Here is a 20,104-nt window from a genome sequence, read left to right as displayed (position 1 = left end):
ACGCGGGATAGCCCTGGCCGGGTATCACCTGTCGGACGGTGTTGCCGGGAAGAGACAGAAATGGACCTCATACTGACACGCCTGGTTGAATCCGGCCGGCTCGTGGCGGCCGACCTCGCCCGGCTGCGCGAGCAGTCGAACGGGGCCGGCGAGTTTCTGCCGGCACTCCTGGCCAAGAGCGGCCTGATGACGCCCGCCGGCTTCGCCCGCGCGGTGGCCGAACTCTACAATGTCGAGATCGCCACGGCCGACGCGGTGCCGAAGGAGCAGCTCTTCAGCGGCCAGCTCGCCCCGCGCTTCCTCGAGGCCAACCGCGCCCTGCCGATCCGTCACGACGAGCGCACGGTCTGGCTGGCGATGGCCGATCCTACCGACAACGCCACCATGCGCGCGGTGGCGATCGCCACGCGGCGCAGGGTGGTCCCGGTGGTGATGGCCTATGACGAGCTGGAGCGGGCGATCGCGAAGTCGGTCCGCGCCGAGGCGCCGTCGCTGGACGAGATCGGTCGGGCCGCAGCCGGCGGCGACCTGTTCGACCAGATGCCGGACGACAAGGAGAGCCTGGAGCACCAGGCCGAGGCCGCACCGGTCATCCGCTTCGTGAACCAAGTGCTCTCGGACGCGGTGCGGATGAGTGCCTCGGACATCCATGTCGAGCCCGCCCGCGACCGGCTGCGCGTGCGCTTCCGCGTCCATGGCCGCCTGCGCGAGATCGGGGCACCCCCGGCGCGGCTGGCGGCTGCGGTGATTTCGCGCATCAAGATCATGGCGCGGCTGGACATCGCCGAGCGGCGCCTGCCCCAGGACGGCCGGGCCCGGGTGGTGGTCGACCAGCGCCGCTTCGACCTGCGCGTCGCGACCGCACCGTCCGTCCATGGCGAGAGCGTGGTGATCCGCCTGCTCGAGACCGACAAGGACGCGCCCAGCTTCGTCGAGCTCGGCATGCCGGCCGCGATCGAGGCGGCGATCCGCCGCCAGCTCGCCGCCCCGCACGGCATGTTCCTGGTCACCGGCCCCACCGGCAGCGGCAAGACCACGACCCTCTACACCTCGCTGCGCCAGCTCGACGCGGTGACCGACAAGATCATCTCGATCGAGGATCCGGTCGAGTACCAGGTGGAGGGCGTCACCCAGATCCAGGTCCGGCCCGAGATCGACTTAGGGTTTGCCCGGATCCTGCGCAGCGTGGTGCGGCACGATCCGGACGTGATCATGGTCGGCGAGACCCGCGACGGCGAGACCGCCGACATCGCGGTGAACGCCGCGCTGACCGGCCATCTGCTGCTTTCCACCCTGCACACCAACAGTGCCGCGGGTGCGGTCGGGCGGCTGCTGGACATGGGGGTCGAGCCGTTCCTGCTGGCATCGGTGCTGCGCGGGGTGCTGGGCCAGCGCCTGGTGGCCGAGCTCTGCCCGAACTGCCGGCGCGCCCACCCGCCCACGGAGGAGGAGACGGCGGTGCTGACGCGCTTCGGCAAGGCGGACACCGCCATCACCCTGTTCGCCGCGGATGGCTGCGAGCAGTGCAACGGCATCGGCATCGTCGGGCGGGTCGGCATCTTCGAGATGCTGGAGGTGGACGAGGAGATCCGCCGCCTGATCCGCGAGCGCGCACCCAGCCAGGCGTTGCAGGCACATGCCATGTCGCGCGGCATGACCACCATGTTCCAGGACGGCGTGGCCAAGGCGATGGCCGGGGTCACCACGCTGGACGAGGTGCTGCGCGCCACCGAGGAGTTCTGAGCGCATGGCATCGTTCCGCTACCGGGCGCTGACCGCGGCCGGCCAAGTGACCAGCGGCGACGTCGAGGGCGCCAACCGCGCCTCGGCGGTGCGCGCGCTGGAGGCGATGGGGCTGGTGCCGATCGAGCTGGCGGAGGGCCGGCCGGGTGCCGCACGCGCGGCCACCCCACGGGGTGCGGCCGCCCGGAGCAGCGAGCCGCGCCCGGCGGTCCAGGCCAGCGCCCGGCGCGGCCTGTTCGGCATCAGCGGCTCCGTGGTCACCCAGTTCACCCGCGAGCTCGCCACGCTGGTGTCGGCCGGGCAGACCCTGGCCTGGTCGCTGGAAACGCTCGGGCAGGACGAGACGCTCGGCAAGATGGGCACGGTGATCCAGCAGCTCCTGGGCGAGGTGAAGGGCGGCAAGAGCTTCACCGACGCGCTGGCCCAGCATCCAAAGCTGTTCCCGCGCTCCTATCTCGGCATGGTGCGCGCCGGCGAGGCCACCGGTGCCCTGGATTCGTCGCTGCTGGAGCTGGCGGCCCTGCGCGAGCGCGAGGAGCGGATGCGCGCCAAGCTGATCGGGGCCATGACCTACCCGATCCTGCTGGCCGTGGTGGCGATCGGCTCGCTGCTGGTGCTGCTGACCGTGGTGGTGCCGCAGTTCGAGCCACTGTTCGCCGATGCCGGCGCCAGCCTGCCGGGCTCCACCCAGGTGACGCTGGCCGTCGCCCAGTTCGTCGAGACCCACGGCCTCGTCACCGGGGTAGCGCTGGCGGTGCTGGTCTTCCTCCTGGTGGCGCTCGCCCGGCAGGATGCCGGGGGCCGGTTCCTCCACCGCCTGCTCCTGCGGGTACCCCTGATCGGCCCGATGGCGCGGGCCCGCGCCACGGCGCAGACCACGAGGATGCTGGGCTCGCTCCTGTCCGGCGGCGTGGAGCTGCCCCAGGCCCTGCAGCTCACCCGCGACACGGTGAACAACCGCGCGGTCGCCGCCAGCCTGGACCGGGCGCTGTCCGGGGTGCGCCAGGGCCGCCCGCTCTGGCTCTGCCTGAACGATGCCGGCCTGCTGGCACCCCAGGCGATCCGCCTGTGCCGGATCGGCGAGGAGACCGGGCGGCTCGGCGCCACGCTGCAGCAGGCGGCGGGCTGGTTCGAGACCCGGCTCGAGGAGCGGATCCAGCGGATCCTGTCGATCCTGGAGCCGGTGATCGTGGTGGGCCTGGGCGTCGCCGTGGCGGGCGTGGTGCTCTCGATCCTGGCCGCCGTGGTCGCGGTGAACGACCTGGCCGGGGTGCGCTGATCAGGCCTGCCAGAAGCGGCGGCTGAACAGGATGAACACGGTGGTGAACTCCAGCCGCCCAACCAGCATGCCGAAGGAGAGCATCCACAAGGCCAGGTCGGACAGGCTGGCGAAGCTGCCGACCGGCCCGATCCGGTCGCCAATCCCGGGGCCGACATTGCTGACGGCGGTGACCGCACCGGAGATCGCGGTCTCGAACTCGAGCCCGGTCGCGGCCAGGCCCAGCGCCAAACAGATCACGGTGGCGCCGTAAAGGGCGAACAGGACCAGCACCGCCCGCACGACATCGTCGCCGATCGGCCGCTCGCCATAGCGGCGGACATAGACCGTGTGCGGCATCACCGTCTCGTTGCGGTGGCGGCGCAGCAGCATGGCCATGACCTGGTAGCGGAAGATCTTGAGGCCACCGGTGGTCGATCCGGTGCAGCCGCCGATCGTGGACAGGAACAGGAACGCCACCACCGGGAGCGGCCCCCACTGCAGATAGTCGTCGGAGGCGAAGCCTGTGGTGGAGACGATGGAGACGACGTTGAAGGCGGCGTGGGTGACCGCCCAGAACAGGGGTGCACCGGCCATCACGACCAGCCAGACAGTGACCAGGACCACGGCGCAGCCGAGAAAGGCCAAGAAGGTCCGGATCTGCGGGTCCTTCAGCAGGACGCCCGGCCCCCGGTTGAGGGACAGCACGATCAGCGCCAGGGGCAGGCTGCCAATTATCATGAACAGCGTCGCCGCCCAGAGGATCGGCGCATCGTAGGAGGCGAAGCTGTTGGAATAGTTGCCGAAGCCGCCGGTCGCGACGGTCGTCATGCCATGGACCACCGCATCGAACGTGGTCATGCCGAGGGCTGCATAGACGAACACGCAGAGCATGATCAGGCCGGAATACACCGCGATGGTGGCGCCGGCGATCTGGTCGATGCGCGGAAACAGCTTCTCGCTGCGGTCGGAGGATTCGGCGCGGAACAGCTGCATGCCGCCTACCGACAGGAAGGGCAGCATCACCAGCGCCACGACGATGATCCCGGCTCCACCCAGGGCGTTGAGCAGCCCGCGCCACAGCAGGATGCCGGGCGGGGCGATCGACAGGTCCGCGATTGCCGAGCTGCCCGTGGCGGTGAGGCCCGACATCGATTCGAAATACGCCCCGGCGAAGCTCAGCTCCATGCTGCTGAACCGGAACGGCAGGGCAGCGAAGCCCGAGAGCACGAACCAAGCGAGTGCGGTCAGGAGGAAGCCCTGGCGGCGGTCGACCTTCAGGTCCTCGACATGGAAGGCCAGCACCAGCGCCACGCCGAAAAAGCCGGTGACGCAGGCCGAGATCAGGAAGCTGTCGGCATCGTCGCTGTCATAGGCCAGGTCCGCCAGCATCGGCACGAGCATGAACATCGACAGGATGCACAGCAGTGCGCCCAGCGCATAGAACACCGGCCGTACGTCGATCATCGGCAGGAACCGTCGAACCGCGTGCTGGCCATGGCGGCTCCGTACCGCCTCAGGCCGCAGCGTCGTCGATGTGGAAGCAGATCCGTTCGTCGCCCTGGTAGCGGTCGAGCTTCAGCGTGCCCGCCAGCTGCATCGGCCGGTCAGCGCTGCGCAGCAGGTCGCCCAGCGGCCGTTCCAGGGCCCGGAACGCGATGCCCGCCACCCGGCCGCCGTCCCGGCCCTCGATGCGCACGGCCAGATGGCCGGTGCCGACCGGGCGGGCGCTGGCGATGCGCGCGTCGACCAGATGGAGGCGGGGCTCCTCGTTGCCCTGGCCGAACGGCTGCAACTGCTGAAAGGCAGTCGCCAGCTCGCGCCGGCAGGCGCCGATCGCGACCGACGCATCGAGCTCGACCGGCCGGCGCTGGCCGCTCGACGCGGTCCGGACGGGCATCCGGTCCAGCAGGTGGCGACGGAACTCGTCCAGCCGGGCGGCCTCGACCGTGACGCCGGCCGCCATCGGATGGCCGCCGCCCTTGAGCAGGATGCCGGCCTGGCGGGCGGCGATCACTGCTTGGCCCAGATCCACGCCCGGCACGGACCGGGCCGAGCCCTTGCCGATGCCGTCGGTATCGAAGCCGATCACGAAGACCGGGCGGTCGTAGCGCTCCACCAGCCGGCTGGCGACGATCCCGATCACGCCCGGGTGCCAGCCATCGCCCGAGGCCACCAGCACCGGCGCGTCCTCGTCGAGCTGGGCGCGGACCGAGCGGTCGGCGAGATCCAGGATCTCCCGCTCGATCTGGCGCCGCTTGGCGTTGAGCTGGTCGAGCCTGGCGGCGATCGCCCCGGCCTCGCCGGCATTGGTCTCGGTGAGCAGCCGCACGCCGAGGTCGGCGCGGTCGATCCGGCCGCCCGCATTGATGCGCGGCCCCAGGAGGAAGCCCAGATGCCAGGCCTCCAGCAGCTCCGGCGCCTTCGCCTCGCGCGACAGGCTGGCCAGGCCGGTGTTCTCGCCCTTGGCCATGACCCGCAGGCCCTGGCGCACGAAGGCGCGGTTCAGGCCGCGCAGGGGCACCACGTCGCAGACCGTGCCGAGCGCCACCAGGTCGAGCAGGCCCATAAGGTCGGGCTCCGCCAGGCCGTGGCGGCGCAGCTCACGATTGGCCGCCACCAGCAGGAGGAAGGTCACCCCCACCGCCGCCAGGTCGGTACAGGGGCTGTCCTGGTCCTGCCGGTTCGGGTTCACCACCGCAAAAGCGCGCGGCAGCTCCGCCTCGGCCGCATGGTGGTCGACCACGATCACTTCCTGGCCGTGCAGGGCGGCATGGGCCAGGGGCTCGAACGCGGTGGTGCCGCTGTCCAGCGACGCGACCAGCCGGCAGCCGGCCAGCCGCAGCCGGTCGAGCGCCCCCGGGTTGGGCCCGTAGCCATCCAGGAGCCGGTCGGGGATCTCGATCTCCACCGGGACGCCCAGCCCACGCAGCCAGCGGCTGAGCAAGGCGGCCGAGGTGGCGCCGTCCACGTCGTAGTCGCCGATGATCCCGACCGGCTCCCTGTCCCGCACCGCCTGGACCAGCCGGGCGGCGGCCTTGTCCATGTCGGCCAGATGAGAGGGGTCGACCAGGAAGTCGCGCAGGCGCGGCTCCAGGAAGCGGTCGACCTCGTCCAGGCCGATGCCGCGCCCGGCCAGCACCCGCGCCACCACGTCCGCCAGCCCCTTGCGCTGGACCAGCGCGGCGACGAGGTCGGGATCGGCCGGCCGCTCCCGCCAGGGTCGGCCCGAGACGGGGCTCAGCTGATCCAGCAATGGACGATCAGCGGCCGAAATGCGGAACCACGCCGCGCTTCAGGCCGAGATTGTGCTCGGCATGCACGGTGCGCACGGTGCCGGTCTTCGAGCGCATCACGATCGAATGGGTGGTGATCCGCGTGCCGATCCGGCGGATGCCCTGCAGCATGGTGCCGTCGGTGACGCCGGTAGCGCAGAAGGTCACGTCGCCCTTCGCCAGGTCCTCCAGGTGATACACGCGGTCGAAGTCCTCGACCCCGAACTTGCGCGCCCGGCCCTTCTCGTCGTCGTTGCGGAACAGGAGCTTGCCCTGGAACTGCCCGCCGATGCAGCGCAGCGCCGCCGAGGCCAGCACGCCTTCGGGCGCACCGCCGCTGCCCATGTAGATGTCCACGCCGGTATCGGCGCGCGAGGTCGCGATCACGCCGGCCACGTCGCCGTCGCCGATCAGCCGGATCCGGGCACCCGCCTTGCGCACGTCGGCGATGAGCTCGGCATGGCGCGGCCGGTCCAGGATCATCACCACGAGGTCGTTGACCTGCACGCCCTTGGCCTCGGCCAGGCGATGGAGGTTCTCCTTGGGCGCGTCGCCCAGCCGGATCACGTCCTTGGGCAGGCCGCCGCCCACCGCGATCTTCTCCATGTAGACGTCGGGCGCGTTGAGGAAGCCGCCCTTGGCCGCCATGGCGAGGCAGGCCAGCGCGTTGGAGCCGCCCTTGGCGCAGATCGTGGTGCCTTCCAGCGGGTCCAGCGCGATGTCGACCTCGGGCCCGCGCCCGGTGCCGACCTTCTCGCCGATATAGAGCATCGGCGCCTCGTCGCGCTCGCCCTCGCCGATCACCACCGTGCCTTCGATGTCGAGCACGTTCAGGGCGGAGCGCATGGCGTCGACCGCGGCCTGGTCGGCCGCCTTCTCGTCGCCCAGACCCATCAGCCGGGAAGCCGCCAGCGCCGCGGCCTCGGTGACGCGCACGGCGTCCATGGCGAGGTTGCGGTCTTCACTTTGATAGTCGCTCATCATCGGCCTCTTCGGGCATGCGCCCTGGTTCTTGCGAAAACTCGTGTCAGGCGCGCTCGACCCGGATCATGGTCGGCGCTTCCAGCACTACGGACAGGCCGGCGATCACGGCCAGGGCGCGCGTCATCGCACCCTCGGCGGCCTCGTGGGTGGTGATCACCAGGGTCACCGGCTGCTCGGGGTCGCGGCCGCGCTGGATCAGGCTCTCGATCGAGACCTGGTGGTCGCGCAGCACGGCCGCGATGTCGGCCAGCACGCCCGGCCGGTCGACCACCTCCAGGCGCAGATAGTAGCTGCCGACCAGATCCTCGGCCGGGGCCAGCTTGCGCTCGACCAGATCGGCGGCCGGCACGCCGAAGGTCGGCAGGCGCAGGCCGCGGGCGATGTCGACGATGTCGGCCACCACCGCCGACGCGGTCGGCCCAGCACCGGCACCCCTGCCCTCGAACATGGTGGTGCCGACCCGGTCGCCTTCCACGGCGATCCCGTTGAACACGCCCTCCACCGCCGCGATCGGTGCGTCCAGCGGCACCATGGCCGGATGCATGCGCAGGACCAGCCCGGCCTCCGTGAGGCGGGCGGTGCCGAGCAGCTTGATGCGCAGGCCGAGCTGGCCGGCGAAATCGATGTCGACCGGCTTGATCGCCCTGATACCCTCGGGCTGCATCGCGTCGAACTGCGGCACGCAGCCATAGGCGAGGCTGGCCAGCAGCGAGAGCTTGTGCGCGGCGTCGATCCCGTCCACGTCGAAGGACGGATCGGCCTCGGCATAGCCCTTGGCCTGCGCCTCGGCGAGCACGGTCGCGAAGTCGCGGCCGGTCTCGCGCATCGTGGTCAGGATGTAGTTGGAGGTGCCGTTCAGGATGCCGGTGATCCGGCGGATCCGGTTGGCGGCCAAGCCTTCGCGCAGCGCCTTCACGATCGGGATGCCGCCGGCCACGGCCGGCTCGAAGGCCAGCACCGCGCCATGCTCCTCGGCGAGCCGGGCGAGCATCCCGCCATGATGGGCGAGCAGCGCCTTGTTGGCGGTGACCACGTGCTTGCCGACACGGAGCGCCTGGCGGACCAGGTCGAGTGCCACGCCTTCCGAGCCGCCGATCAGCTCGCAGACCAGGTCGACCTCGGGATCGGCCGCCAGCGCGCGGGCATCCTCGTACCAGCGGTAGCGGTCCGCCGCAAAGCCGCGGTCCTTGCCGCGGTCGCGCGCGGACACGGCCGTGATCTGCAGCCGGCGGCCGGTGCGCAGGGCCAGGACCTGGGCGTTCTCCTCGATGAGCTGGACGGTGGCGGCGCCGACCGTGCCGAGCCCGGCGACCCCGATGCGCAGCGGGCTCATGCCGCCTCCAGCACCGAGGAGCCGGGCTTCGGCGAAAGGCCGTGGCGCCCGAAGAACGCCTTGATGTTGCGGGCGGCCTGGCGCAGGCGCTGCTTGTTCTCGACCAGCGCCAGCCGGACATGGCCGTCGCCATACTCGCCAAAGCCGATGCCGGGGGCGACCGCGACGTCCGCCTCCTCGATCAGCAGCTTGGCGAAGCCAAGCGAGCCCAGTTCACGAAACGGCTCCGGGATCGGCGCCCAGGCGAACATGGTGGCGGGCGGCGGCGGCACGTTCCAGCCGGCCTTGGCCAGCCCGTCGATCAGCACGTCGCGCCGTTCCTTGTAGAGCAGGCGGATCTTCTCGACGCAGTCCTGCGGCCCGTCCAGGGCGGCGGTGGCCGCCACCTGGATCGGCGTGAACGCGCCATAGTCGAGGTACGACTTGATCCGGGTGAGTGCTGCGATCAGGCGCTGGTTGCCGGCGGCAAACCCGATCCGCCAGCCCGGCATGGAATAGGTCTTGGACAAGGACGAGAACTCGACCGCAACGTCGAAGCCGCCTTCCACCTCCAGGATCGAGGGCGGCGGGCTGTCGAACCAGATTTCCGAATAGGCGATGTCGGACAGGATGAACATGTCCTTCGCCTTGGCGAACCGCACCGCCTCCTCGTAGAATTTCCGGTCGACCACCTTGGCGGTCGGGTTGGACGGAAAGTTCAGCACCATCATGGTCGGTGCCGGCACCGAATGCTCGGCGGCATGGGCCAGCTCGCGCAGGAGGTCCGGCCCGTCCCGCATCGGCACGTGCCGGATGCCCGCACCCGCGATGATGAAGCCATAGGGGTGGATCGGGTAGGACGGGTTCGGCACCAGGATCGTGTCACCGGGGGCGGTGATCGCCTGGGCCAGGTTGGCCAGGCCCTCTTTGGAGCCCAGGGTCACGCAGACCTCGCGCTCCGGGTCGAGCTTCACCCCGAACCGGCGTCCGTAATAGTTGGCGAGCGAGCGGCGCAGGCCCGGGATGCCGCGCGAGGTGGAATAGCGATGGGTCCGGCCGTCGCGCACCGTTTCCACCAGCTTCTCGACGATGTGCTTGGGCGTGGGCGTGTCGGGGTTGCCCATGCCCAGGTCGATCACGTCCCGGCCGGCCGCCCGCGCCTCCGCCTTCAGCCGGTTCACCTCGGCGAACACATAAGGCGGCAGGCGGCGGATGCGGTGAAAGGCTTGCTGCATCGAACAATGTCCCGGCAGTCCCGCAGCGATGCGGACGGATCGGCGTGGTGGGCGCCATCTAGCACGATCGGCACCGCTCGCACATGCACCCGATCGCATCGGCCGCGGGGTGGGTCAGCCTCCGGGCGCAGCGATCTCCACGATCCTGACATCGACCGCCTCGCCTTGGCCGACCGTGTCCTGCGCCGGCTCGATCCGGTCGGCCGGCACGCCCTGGCGGCGGAGCAGGTCGGCCATGGCCCGGGCGCGCTGGCCGGCTAGTTCGCCGTCGGCCGAGCGGCCGGTGACCGCGACGCTGCGGCCGGTGAGCGCGCCGGTGGCGACGAGCTCGGCGAGCATCGGCTCCATCGCGGCGCTGCCCGGTGCGAGCTCGCCACCCTCGAGCGGGAACAACCAGCGCCGGCCGGCCTCCAGCGGCGCCGCTGCCGCCCCGGCGGGCGCATCCTCGGTGCCGGTGACCGCGACCACGTCGCCGCCGAAGAACCCGGCCATGCCTGCCGTCAGGCTGCCATCGGCACCGTCCCCGTCCACCGTGCCCGTCGTCGGCTGGCGGCTGGCGGGCAGGCTGCGGGTGGATGGCACCAGGGACGGCTCGATCTGGTCGGCTTCCGGCCCCACCGCCATGACGTCGTCCAGGAAGCTCGACAGGTCGCCGCTCGTGTCGCGGCGCTCGATCAGCCGCACCTCGGTCGGTGCCCGGGGCTGCACGGTGCGCGGGGCCGGCCGGGGCTCCTCGGCCGGCATCACCTCCGGCACGGGCGGCATGGGCGGCGGCGTAGCCCCCTCGGTGGTGCGCACCAGCTCCGCGGTGCGCCTGGCATGGGCCCGGTCCGCGACGAGCCCGTCCTGGATCTGCCGGCGCTGCGCGGGGCTGTAGCTGAGCGTGGGCCGCGGCGGGACCTCGCGGACGCTCGGATAGCTGTTCTCCTCCGACTGGGCGGCCGCGGCCCTGGCGGCGTCCTCGGCGATGATCCGCTCGGCCGGCTCGACCAGCTCGGGCTCGGGCGCGGTGCTGCAGGCCGCCAGCACCGGCAGGACGAGCAGTGCCTGCGCCAGCCGCCCGGCAGCCGGACGGCGGCGGTTCCTGCGCTGCCCAGGAACATTCTGTCGGTTCAGCATGCCACGTCCGTCTGGGTTAGCGGTTCCACAATCGCCCGGCATCGTTGGCAGGAGCGGCACGGCTCGTCTACACGAGGTCTGGGGGCGGAGGCAAAGGCACCGAGGGTCCAAGAACATGGGCGAACAAGCGAAGGCGGTAGCTGCCGATGAGCCGGACACAGCGGCGATCCTCGGCGAGATTGCCGGACGCAGCCAGAAGCTCGTCCAGGACTTCATGGAACGCCAGCAGCTCCTGGAGCAGGCACCTCCGGGCATGGACCCGCTGGGGCTGGGCTCGGCGATGGTCGAGCTGGGTGCCAGGCTGTGGTCCAGCCCGGCCGAGGTGATGAGCGCGCAGTTCTCGCTCTGGCAGGACTATCTGCGCTTGTGGAACTCCACGACCTCGCGCCTGCTCGGCGGGGAGCCGGAAGCGGTGGTGGTGCCCGAGCGCGGCGACCGGCGCTTCAAGGACGCGGCTTGGGAAGAGAACCCCGTGTTCGACTTCATCAAGCAGTCCTATCTGCTGACCTCCCGCTTCCTGCTCAAGACGGTCAGCGAGACCGACGGGCTGGACGAGAAGACCCAGGCCAAGCTGGCCTTCTACACCCGCCAGTTCGTCGATGCGCTGGCCCCCTCGAACTTCGTGGCCACCAACCCCCAGGTCCTGCGCGAGACGATCGACACCAAGGGCGAGAACCTGCTGAAGGGGCTCAGCCATCTGCTGGAGGACCTGGAGCGCGGCAAGGGCCGGCTGTCGATCAAGATGACCGACCTGGAGGCCTTTGAGGTGGGGCGGAACATCGCCACCACCCCGGGCAAGGTGGTCTACCAGAACGATCTCATGCAGCTCATCCAGTATGCGCCCACCACGGAGAAGCAGCACAAGCGCCCGCTCCTGATCGTGCCGCCCTGGATCAACAAGTTCTACATCCTGGACCTCCAGCCCAAGAACAGCTTCATCAAGTATTGCTGTGACCAGGGCTTCACCACCTTCGTGGTCTCCTGGGTCAACCCGGATGCGAAGCTCGCGCACAAGAGCTTCGAGGACTACATGCGCGAAGGCATCCTGGCAGCGCTCGACGCGATCGAGCAGGCGGTCGGTGAGAAGACGATCAACGCGATCGGCTACTGCCTGGGCGGCACGCTGATGGCCTCGACGCTGGCCTACATGGCGACGAAGCGGGACAACCGGATCAAGGCGGTGACGTTCTTCACGACGCTGGTCGACTTCGAGCAGCCGGGCGAGCTCGGCGTGTTCATCGACGAGGAGCAGCTCAAGGCCATCGAGACCCAGATGGCGCGCACCGGCTATCTGGAAGGTGCGGAGATGGCCCACACCTTCAACATGCTGCGGGCCAACGACCTGATCTGGTCGTTCGTCGTGAACAACTACCTGCTCGGCAAGGAGCCGTTCCCGTTCGACCTGCTGTACTGGAACAGCGACAGCACCCGCATGCCGGCGACGATGCACAGCTTCTACCTGCGCAAGTTCTATCACGAGAACAAGCTGGTCGAGCCGGGCGGGATCTCGCTTTGCGGCGTGCCGATCGACCTGCGCAAGGTGAAGCTGCCGGTCTACTGGATCAGCACCCGCGAGGATCATATCGCGCCCTGGCGGAGCACCTATGCCGCGACACAGATCTACCAGGGACCCAAGCGCTTCGTGCTGGCGGGCTCCGGCCATATCGCGGGCGTGGTCAACCCGCCGCACTCGGGCAAGTACGGCTACTGGGTCAACGACGAGCTGCCGCCCGATCCTTCCGACTGGCTGGCGGGCGCCACGGAGCATGCGGGCAGCTGGTGGGACGACTGGCGCGACTGGCTCAAGCCGCAGTCGGGCCCCCTGGTGCCTGCCCGGGTGCCGGGAGCAGGCGGCCTGCCCGCCCTCGAGGACGCGCCCGGGAGCTATGTGAAGACCCGGGCCGACACCAGCCCGGCCAGCCCGGCCGACCCGTCAGCGTGACGGTGCCGGCCGGCCGGTAGCCAGCGCTGCCAAGCGCTGGCCGCCGCGCTCCAGATGCGCCCAGCGGGCCTCCTCGTTCACCGAGTAATAGGGGACATAATGGGGGGTGCGCTCCTGCGGCATGATCGCGTTGGTCAGGTTGTCCATGACCAGGAGCCGGCCGTCGACCAGCACCACCAGCACCGCATGGGCGAGGTTGCGCATCGTGTCCTGGACCACGACCATGCGCATGTCGCTGGCCGGCACGCCGAGCTGGCGCAGGGAATGGTACTTCAGGATCGCATAGTCCTCGCAGTCGCCGGTCCGGCGCAGGAACTCCAGCGGCGACGCCCAGTAGTCGCTCCGTCCCCAGACCTCCTGGTCGGAGCGATAGGGAATGCGGTTGGCGAAGCGGTTGAGCGCCCGCACCTGGCTCAGGCGATCCTGGCCCTGCAGGTCCTGCAGCAGGGCCTGCCAGGCGATCGTGGCCTTGGACGGGCAGGCGGGCGCGGCCTCGGCACAGGCGCGGTAGATCGGCGCCTCGGCCAATACCTGCTGGGCGACCCGCCGCCACTGCGGCAGGGCGAGCTGCCGGTCCGCCCGCACCTCCACCGTCTCGAAAATGGCGGGCATCGCGACCACCGCCCTGGGCAAGAGACTACATGTCAGTGCCAGCCCCGCGACGAGGCCTGCACGGATGATGCTCGGCATCATCAGGCGCTCCGGCTTGCGCGGCCTCTACGTGAGCCCGTCGCGTTTCCTCGAAGCGCAGGATTGCCTGGAAACAGTGAACGAAATGGAAATGCCGGCGGCCGGCCTCGGCCCCGGCATACCGGGCTACCCGGTCATCGCCCGGCAGCCCGGTCGCCGCTCAGGCGAGGCCAGCACGGCGCCTGGCATGGAGCCAGGCCGCGAAGCCGCCCAGCGCCATCACGATGACCGCGGCCAGCATGGTGAGCGTGCCGACGGCCGGCACCTGCGGCGTGTAGCCGGACTGGATCTTGGCGCTGATCCATTCGGGGATGGTCTGGTCGGCGCCGGTCGAGAACATCGAGAGCGGGAAGTTCGCCCAGGACAGGAGAAAGGCGGACAGGAAGCCCGACACGATGCCCGGCGTGAGGATCGGCAGGGTGACCTCCTTCAGGGTCTGCCAGCGGGTCGCACCCAGGTCGACCGCGGCCTCCTCCATCGCCGGGTCGAAGGCATAGACCTGGATGGCGATTACCAGCGTGGTGATGGGCGCGATCCAGACCAGATGGGCGAACACCGCGGCCTGCCAGGACGGCGTGACCCCGATCGCGGAGAACCACAAGAGCAGGGCCAGACCCAGCACCGCCTGGGGGAACAGGATCGGGAGCAGGAGGATCTTCTGGTAGAGCTTGCGGCCGGCCCAGCGGTAGCGGGCGAATGCCAGGGCACCGAAAAAGGCCAGCACCGTGGCGATCGTGGCGACCAGCAGGGCGATCACCAGCGAGGTCCAGAAGAAGCTGCGGATCGAGAGCGATGCGAACACGTCCGCATACCAGTTGGTCGCGAACTGCGGGATCGGGAACTTGAAGAACTTGGAGCGGGAGAAGGACGCCATCACCAGCGTCATCATGGGCAGGTAGACGAACAGCAGCACCAGGGCGATCAACGTCCCGTAGAGCCAGCGCGCCGGACGGCGGATCTCGTTCATGCACTCATCTCCGCCCGAAGATGCCATCGAGGTCGATGCGCCGGAGCAGCGTCACGGCGAGCACGCCGGCCACCAGGATCATCAGCACCGACAAGGCCGAGCCCTTCGGCCAGTTCTGGGCGAAGGTGAACTCGTTCTGGATGTCCTGGGCGATCATCACCACCGAGCTGCCGCCCAGGATGCGCGGCTCGGACAAGGCACCGGCGGCCAGGATGAAGGTCATCAGCGCGCCGATCAGGATGCCCGGCATGGCCAGCGGGATGTCGACCTCCTTGAGCACCTGCCAGCGGGTGGCGCCCAGGTCGAATGCCGCCTCCCGCATCTCCAGCGGCACCATGGCGATGCCCATGATCATGGGGAACAGCATGAAGGGCAGATAGGTGTAGACCAGGCCGAACAGGGTGGCGCTCACCGTGTAGAGCATCGAATCGGTGGCGATGCCGAACCAGGCCTGCAGCGCCCCGGACAGGACGCCGCCCTTGACCAGGAACAGCATCCAGCCGACCAGGCGCAGATTGTCGGCGACGAACAAGGGTGCCGTGATCAGCAGCGCCAGCACGCCCGCGACCCGGCCGAACACCCGGACCATGGCATAGGCCACCGGATAGCAGACGACCATGCAGATGAGCGTGGTGGCAGCGGCCAGGTAGAGCGAGGCCAAAAAGGACCGGTAGAAGGAGTTGGCGAAGATCTCCTGGAAGTTCGCCAGGGTCGGCGGCTGCAGGATCGAGAAGCTCTGCGGCGGCATGAAGGCGAACGCCACCACGAGCAGGAGTGGTGCCACGAAGCCCGTCAGCATCAGGAGAGCCATCGGCAGGGCGGTGAGCACGCCCGGCTGCCGGAGCCAGGCCCGCCAGCCAGAAGGCTCCGGCGCCGCTCGGGCACTCTGGCCGGGCGTGATCGTCACGATACCGGTTGCCTGCGCCATCTAGCGCCTCCGGAAGGCAGAGGTTCGCAAAGCCAGGGGCCGGCGCATCACTGCAGCAGCCCCTTCGGGAAGATCATCGAATCGCCCGTGTCCCAGCCGGCGGTCACCGGGCTGTCCAGGTCGCCCTCGTAGCGCTGGTCGCGCAGGTTCTCGAGCAGGAGCACCTGCTTCTCGCCGACCCGGATCTGGTACTGGACCCGCGAGCCCAGCAGGTACTCGTTGTAGACCGTGCCGGTCACGACGTTCTGGGCCTGGCCCGGCCCAGCCACGAAGCGCAGCGATTCCGGGCGGATCACCAGCGAGCATGGGCCGGCACCGGCCGATGCCGGCACCAGGTAGCGGGCACCGGTGACATCGTCGGTAGCCGTGCCGTCGGGGCCGACGGTCACGTCCAGGATGTTCACCTCGCCCATGAACTCGGAAACGAACCGGGTGGTCGGGCTGCCATAGATCTCGTTGGGCGTGCCGACCTGGACGAAGCGGCCGCGGTTCATCACCCCGATCCGGTCGGACATCACCATCGCCTCTTCCAGCGAGTGGGTGATGTAGACGAAGGTCTTGCCGGTCTGGCGGTGGATGTCCTTGAGCTCCTTCTCCAGCACCTTGCGCAGCTTGTAGTCGAGTGCGGAGAGCGGCTCGTCGAAGAACAGGATCTCGGGATCGAACGCCAGGGCGCGGGCCAGCGCCACGCGCTGCCGCTCGCCGCCGGAGCACTGCGTCACCGCCTTGTTGTAGTAGTGGTCGGGCAGGCGGAGCTGGGCCAGGAGCTCCAGCGCCCGCTTCTTGCGCAGGGCGGGATCGACGCCGCGGATCTTGAGCGGGAACTCGATGTTCTGGCCGACCGTGCGGTGCGGGAACAGGGCCAGGGACTGGAAGACCATGCAGGTCGGCCGCCGGTTGGCCGGCACGTCGTTGATTCGCCGGCCGCGCAGCAGGATGTCGCCGCGGGTCGGCTTGTCCATGCCGACCAGCATGCGGACCATGGTGGTCTTGCCCGAGCCGGACGGCCCCACGATCGTGAAGAACTCGCCCTCCTGGATGTCGAGCGTGATGCGGTCGACCGCGGCGAACTGGTCGAAGACCTTCTCGATCGCGCGGAGCTGGAGGATCGGCTGGGCCGCAGCTTCAGTGGTGACCATCGCTTGGGACGCTTTCCCGTGATCCGGAGCCAGGAAACGAACAGGGCCGGGATCGGACCCGGCCCTTGGTGGGCGATCAGACGCCCTTTTCGCGCAGCGCGGTGGTGAAGATCGCGTGCAGCTTCGGATAGTCGGGGATGTCGTCGAAGTCGGCGCAGCGCGCCATCAGCTCCGGCATCCGGTCCCACTGGAAGGCGTCCAGTTCCTCGGTCGAGAACTGCTCCATCACCCTGGGATCGCCCATCTGCGCCACCGGGTTGAACGTGCCCTCGGCAAAGGCGACGTTCTTGCACACCTCCGGACGCAGGACATATTCGAGGAAGTCGGCGCCGCGCGGCGAGAGCTGCGGGTTGTTGACCAGCGAGGTCAGCTCCATCCAGCACACGCCGTTCTTGCCGCCGAGCTCGGCCGGGCCGTTCTTCGGCACCACGCAGGTGAAGTGCGGGTTGCCGTCGAAGCGGGCAGTGGACACGGTATATACGCTGCCCGGGAAGCTCGCCGAGATCGAGCCGTTGATGACGCCCAGTGCTATGGCATTCATGTCGTCGGAAACGAAGGCGGCGTTGGTGATGACCTTGCGCATCACCTGCTCGAACCTGCCGATCTCGTCCTCGGTGAGCTTGCGGAACGGGCTGAAGCCCGCCGCCAGCGCCGTATGCATGATGGCCCAGTCGTCATATTTCAGGACGGCATACTTGCCGGCGAAGTCATCCTCGAGGATCAGGTTGTAGCCCTGGTCCTCGGCCATCTCGACCGAGATGACGTTGGTGTCGACATTCATGCCGGACGGGCCGAAGCGCTGGATGTTGCCGAGCAGCTCCTTGCCGTCCTCGGACATGGCCCAGTGATAGGGCCACTTGAACTCCGGCAGCATCATGTCCCAGTGCGGCCGGAACCGCTCCTGGTCGAGCGGCACGATCAGGTTCTCGGGATAGAGCTGGCGGCGGCCCCAGCTATTGTTCAGGTTGATGACGTCCCAGATCCGGGTATCGCCGGCGCGGAGCTGGTTGACCGCATCCGGGTCCGAGATCAGGCCCTGGGCACGGACGTCGCAGTCGAACTCGGTGCGGAACGGGTCCAGCACCTTGTCCGAGTTGTACCCTTCCCAGCAATAGACGGTCAGCTCGTTCTCGCGCGCGGCCAGCGCTGCGCGCGGCAGGGCCGAGGCGGCGGCGATGCCGCCGGCCAGGGCCGCTGATCGGCGCAGGAGTTCCCGACGGGAAGCGCTGAAGGACTGCAACAAATTCTTCCGCTTCATCGAGCAATCCCCCCGGGATGAACTATGCCGAGCAGCACCTCTCGCCGCCGTTCGTCCGGCTCGCCTGGTTCTTGCCGGGCGGCAGGTCGATGACGGGGTTCTGGTCGAAGAATCCGGTGGGCATCAGCATGAAGCCGCAGCGCACGCAGGGCTGCACCGGGTGGTCCTCGAGCCTCGGCAGGTGATGCAAGCCAAAACTGTGCCAGAGGACGATGTCGGTGTTCTCGACCGGCCGGTCCTGCGCGGTCCAGGCCGGCAGGCCCTCCTCCCCGGTGGAATGGTTCATGAACTCGCCGGCGGGATAGCGCTCCTCGGGCGCAAACGGCGTCACCCAGAGATGGTGGTGCATGAAGCCCGCCCGCTTGCCGGACGGCCCGCGCGGGTCGGTGAACGGCTTGACCGCCGAGGTCGGCAGCAGCTTGTAGCCGGTCGGCGTGCCGACCCAGTTCTTCTTCTCCGGGTTGATGATCTTCCAGTAGCGCTGGGTATCGAAGTTCGCGTTGCGCCTGGCCGCCAGCTCGGAAGCCAGCCTGGTTTCCTCCATGTAGAAGACGTTGCCATGCGGGCTGTCCGGCCCTATCGGCGGCGCTATCGTGTTGCACTCGACCACCGTGTTGTTCGGCCCGTCGACCTCCATGTCGAGGCGCGCGCTGAACACGTGCTGGTGGATCTGGCCGACCACGCCCGGCGCCACCTCGGTACCGTACTTGCCGGGCTGGCCCGGGATGCAGGCGGCGGTGTTGATGACGCCGGTCGCCTTCATCTCGAACTCGATGTTGCCGTCCTGGTAGATGTACCAGTAGGAGGCATACTCGTAGTTGCCGACCGTGGTGATCGAGGAGATCACCAGCTTGCGCATCCGCCGCACCTCGGTCCGCTCGGTGCGGAAGTCGAAATGCTTCCAGGCGAGCCCGGCATCCTCCTCATGGAGGCAGATCGCGTTCTTGATGGTGCGCACGTTGCCGCTGAGGTCGGACAGGTCCACGTCGAAATAGTGGATGTGCCCAAGGCAGTCGCAGCCGAGCTCCAGCGAGTTCACCAGCCGGCCGAAGCCGTACTCGCCGCTGTCGAACACGTTCTTGCGGTGATGCGCGTTGTCCTTGGAGCCGTAGGGCACCACCATCTCGGCGATCGACGCGCGATACACGATCGGCCGGCGCCTGCCGTTCTTCGTGTAGCCGATCTGGTGCAGGACCAGGCCTTCCCGGCCGTTGAAGCCGACCCGCAGATCCCAGCCGAGCCAACTGATCCTGTGCCCCTCGACCGTGAAGCTCGGGCCCTCGGGCTGGATGACGTCGAGCGGCTTGGGATGCGGCTGGTACTCGGTCAGAATCTCGTGGTCATAGTTGCAGGGCGTGGTCGGGACCGGGACATGGTGGTCCTTGCCCTCATACCAGTCGTCGACCCGCAAGACGGTCATCTGGTCGACATCGACCACCACGTTGATGCCCTCGACCGGGTGGGCATAGTAGTTGTCGAGCGGGAACATCCGCACCCACACGAAGGTGTGGGCCAGGCGCCGGTTCTCCTCCCCGGGCACGCCGAAATTGCCGGCACTCCAGGGGTCGACGCAGACCAGGTCCAGCTTGTCGGCCAGGCCACGCCGTTCCAGGGCAGCGATGAAGCGTGGATCGGCCTTGGCCGCTTCCTCGACCATCATGAACTCTTCGGGCGAGATCATCGGCCGAGCATCGGGCAGGAAGTCCATCCTGGCGACCGTGCCGGCGACCAAGTCGACCAAGCCCTGATAGACGCCGGGCTCGCCGCGCTTATAGGCGTTGAACCGCGCTACGCGCGGGAAGTCCGCCCCGGCTACGTGGGCGCGCACGACCTCCTTGGCCGGCTCCTCCAGGTCGATCGTCTCGAACAGGAGGTTGGTGCCCGGCTCGAACTGGCCACGCACGGCGGTCGAGGCCGCCACGATCTCCTCCGCAGAGAGCGGGTCGAGCGGGTGGTCCGGCCTGGCCGTCACACCGGTGGCAAGGGTCTCCTCCAGTCGCAGTGCCATAGGTCGCCTTTCCTCCAGGTTGCCGTCGAACTAGCCCGGTAGGATCAGGCACGATGCTCAAAGTGCAAGTCCAAATATTGTGCAGCGCTGCCTAAGAATTGATCTCGGCCGAGGCATTCGGCATCAACCACAGCAGGCTTGTCGTCGCTGGTCATCATGGCCTCCTGGCAATCCGAGGATGCCACAGACTGGCCGCGCCGCTGCTTCAACATTGCTTCAGGCTTGGATGATCGTGTTGCCGATGTA

Annotated in this window: 15 protein-coding genes; 3 read left to right on the top strand and 12 right to left on the bottom strand. The window is 68.9% G+C overall.

The features are described 5' to 3' along the window. The first annotated feature begins 60 nt into the window (after positions 1 to 60). Positions 61 to 1,743: a GspE/PulE family protein gene (locus tag HLA95_RS03585; protein ID WP_191061496.1), complete on the top strand. Its 1,683-nt coding sequence runs from the start codon at positions 61 to 63 to the stop codon at positions 1,741 to 1,743. A 4-nt stretch (positions 1,744 to 1,747) separates the two neighbouring features. Further along, positions 1,748 to 3,022, top strand: a complete 1,275-nt coding sequence (locus tag HLA95_RS03580; protein WP_222182423.1) for a type II secretion system F family protein — start codon at positions 1,748 to 1,750, stop codon at positions 3,020 to 3,022. Here HLA95_RS03580 and HLA95_RS03575 read toward each other — a convergent pair whose 3' ends face one another. The 6 genes from HLA95_RS03575 to HLA95_RS03550 all read right to left on the bottom strand — a co-directional run bounded on the left by HLA95_RS03575 (position 3,023) and on the right by HLA95_RS03550 (position 10,926). Beyond that, a complete protein-coding gene (locus HLA95_RS03575) occupies positions 3,023 to 4,468 on the bottom strand; it encodes a TrkH family potassium uptake protein (RefSeq protein ID WP_191062140.1) in 1,446 nt (481 codons plus the stop codon). It lies immediately after the preceding gene. Positions 4,469 to 4,517: 49 nt separating this feature from the next. After that, positions 4,518 to 6,257 (bottom strand): single-stranded-DNA-specific exonuclease RecJ, encoded by a 1,740-nt coding sequence (gene recJ, locus HLA95_RS03570; protein ID WP_255591408.1) that lies wholly within the window; start codon positions 6,255 to 6,257, stop codon positions 4,518 to 4,520. A gap of 7 nt (positions 6,258 to 6,264) precedes the next feature. Then, entirely contained in the window at positions 6,265 to 7,257 is a 993-nt protein-coding gene (gene glpX / locus HLA95_RS03565; protein ID WP_191060657.1) for a class II fructose-bisphosphatase, read from the bottom strand. A 46-nt stretch (positions 7,258 to 7,303) separates the two neighbouring features. Beyond that, on the bottom strand, positions 7,304 to 8,593 hold the full coding sequence (locus HLA95_RS03560; RefSeq protein WP_191060658.1) for a homoserine dehydrogenase: 1,290 nt from the start codon (positions 8,591 to 8,593) through the stop codon (positions 7,304 to 7,306). Continuing rightward, complete coding sequence (locus tag HLA95_RS03555) at positions 8,590 to 9,807, bottom strand: LL-diaminopimelate aminotransferase (RefSeq protein WP_191060659.1); 1,218 nt, start codon at positions 9,805 to 9,807, stop codon at positions 8,590 to 8,592. The genes HLA95_RS03560 and HLA95_RS03555 overlap by 4 nt, the downstream gene beginning before the upstream one ends. Before the next feature lie 114 nt (positions 9,808 to 9,921). Continuing rightward, positions 9,922 to 10,926, bottom strand: coding sequence for a hypothetical protein (locus HLA95_RS03550; protein WP_222182421.1), 1,005 nt, complete (start codon positions 10,924 to 10,926; stop codon positions 9,922 to 9,924). A gap of 115 nt (positions 10,927 to 11,041) precedes the next feature. Here HLA95_RS03550 and HLA95_RS03545 point away from each other — a divergent pair, with 115 nt between their 5' ends. Beyond that, positions 11,042 to 12,868: a PHA/PHB synthase family protein gene (locus HLA95_RS03545; protein ID WP_191062011.1), complete on the top strand. Its 1,827-nt coding sequence runs from the start codon at positions 11,042 to 11,044 to the stop codon at positions 12,866 to 12,868. Here the strand turns inward: HLA95_RS03545 and HLA95_RS03540 are convergent. From HLA95_RS03540 to HLA95_RS03515, 6 genes are all read right to left on the bottom strand, one after another. Next, positions 12,860 to 13,561, bottom strand: coding sequence for a transglutaminase-like cysteine peptidase (locus HLA95_RS03540; protein ID WP_222182419.1), 702 nt, complete (start codon positions 13,559 to 13,561; stop codon positions 12,860 to 12,862). The genes HLA95_RS03545 and HLA95_RS03540 overlap by 9 nt on opposite strands. Positions 13,562 to 13,718: 157 nt before the next feature. Then, the gene (locus HLA95_RS03535; RefSeq protein WP_191058019.1) at positions 13,719 to 14,525 is read right to left on the bottom strand and encodes an ABC transporter permease; all 807 of its coding nucleotides are present in this window, start codon (positions 14,523 to 14,525) and stop codon (positions 13,719 to 13,721) included. A 4-nt stretch (positions 14,526 to 14,529) separates the two neighbouring features. Continuing rightward, entirely contained in the window at positions 14,530 to 15,453 is a 924-nt protein-coding gene (locus tag HLA95_RS03530; protein WP_191058020.1) for an ABC transporter permease, read from the bottom strand. Between the two features lie 47 nt (positions 15,454 to 15,500). Continuing rightward, entirely contained in the window at positions 15,501 to 16,592 is a 1,092-nt protein-coding gene (locus HLA95_RS03525; protein WP_191058021.1) for an ABC transporter ATP-binding protein, read from the bottom strand. A gap of 76 nt (positions 16,593 to 16,668) precedes the next feature. Then, entirely contained in the window at positions 16,669 to 17,850 is a 1,182-nt protein-coding gene (locus HLA95_RS03520; protein ID WP_191058022.1) for an ABC transporter substrate-binding protein, read from the bottom strand. 22 nt (positions 17,851 to 17,872) lie between these two features. Next, a complete protein-coding gene (locus HLA95_RS03515; protein ID WP_191058023.1) occupies positions 17,873 to 19,858 on the bottom strand; it encodes a primary-amine oxidase in 1,986 nt (661 codons plus the stop codon). Between the last annotated feature and the right edge of the window lie 246 nt (positions 19,859 to 20,104).

Origin of the sequence: Geminicoccus harenae (assembly GCF_019800005.1) — a bacterium.
Classification (GTDB): domain Bacteria; phylum Pseudomonadota; class Alphaproteobacteria; order Geminicoccales; family Geminicoccaceae; genus Geminicoccus; species Geminicoccus harenae.
The sequence above is the reverse complement of the archived record's forward strand: the minus strand, read 5'-3'. Positions and strand labels throughout refer to the sequence as shown.

Coding starts and splice junctions, on each gene's coding strand:
- HLA95_RS03585 (WP_191061496.1), top strand. CDS start 61: ATGGACCTCATACTGACACGCCTGGTTGAATCCGGCCGGCTCGTGGCG.
- HLA95_RS03580 (WP_222182423.1), top strand. CDS start 1,748: ATGGCATCGTTCCGCTACCGGGCGCTGACCGCGGCCGGCCAAGTGACC.
- HLA95_RS03575 (WP_191062140.1), bottom strand. CDS start 4,468: ATGATCGACGTACGGCCGGTGTTCTATGCGCTGGGCGCACTGCTGTGC.
- glpX (WP_191060657.1), bottom strand. CDS start 7,257: ATGAGCGACTATCAAAGTGAAGACCGCAACCTCGCCATGGACGCCGTG.
- HLA95_RS03560 (WP_191060658.1), bottom strand. CDS start 8,593: ATGAGCCCGCTGCGCATCGGGGTCGCCGGGCTCGGCACGGTCGGCGCC.
- HLA95_RS03555 (WP_191060659.1), bottom strand. CDS start 9,807: ATGCAGCAAGCCTTTCACCGCATCCGCCGCCTGCCGCCTTATGTGTTC.
- HLA95_RS03550 (WP_222182421.1), bottom strand. CDS start 10,926: ATGCTGAACCGACAGAATGTTCCTGGGCAGCGCAGGAACCGCCGCCGT.
- HLA95_RS03545 (WP_191062011.1), top strand. CDS start 11,042: ATGGGCGAACAAGCGAAGGCGGTAGCTGCCGATGAGCCGGACACAGCG.
- HLA95_RS03540 (WP_222182419.1), bottom strand. CDS start 13,561: ATGATGCCGAGCATCATCCGTGCAGGCCTCGTCGCGGGGCTGGCACTG.
- HLA95_RS03535 (WP_191058019.1), bottom strand. CDS start 14,525: ATGAACGAGATCCGCCGTCCGGCGCGCTGGCTCTACGGGACGTTGATC.
- HLA95_RS03530 (WP_191058020.1), bottom strand. CDS start 15,453: ATGGCGCAGGCAACCGGTATCGTGACGATCACGCCCGGCCAGAGTGCC.
- HLA95_RS03525 (WP_191058021.1), bottom strand. CDS start 16,592: ATGGTCACCACTGAAGCTGCGGCCCAGCCGATCCTCCAGCTCCGCGCG.
- HLA95_RS03520 (WP_191058022.1), bottom strand. CDS start 17,850: ATGAAGCGGAAGAATTTGTTGCAGTCCTTCAGCGCTTCCCGTCGGGAA.
- HLA95_RS03515 (WP_191058023.1), bottom strand. CDS start 19,858: ATGGCACTGCGACTGGAGGAGACCCTTGCCACCGGTGTGACGGCCAGG.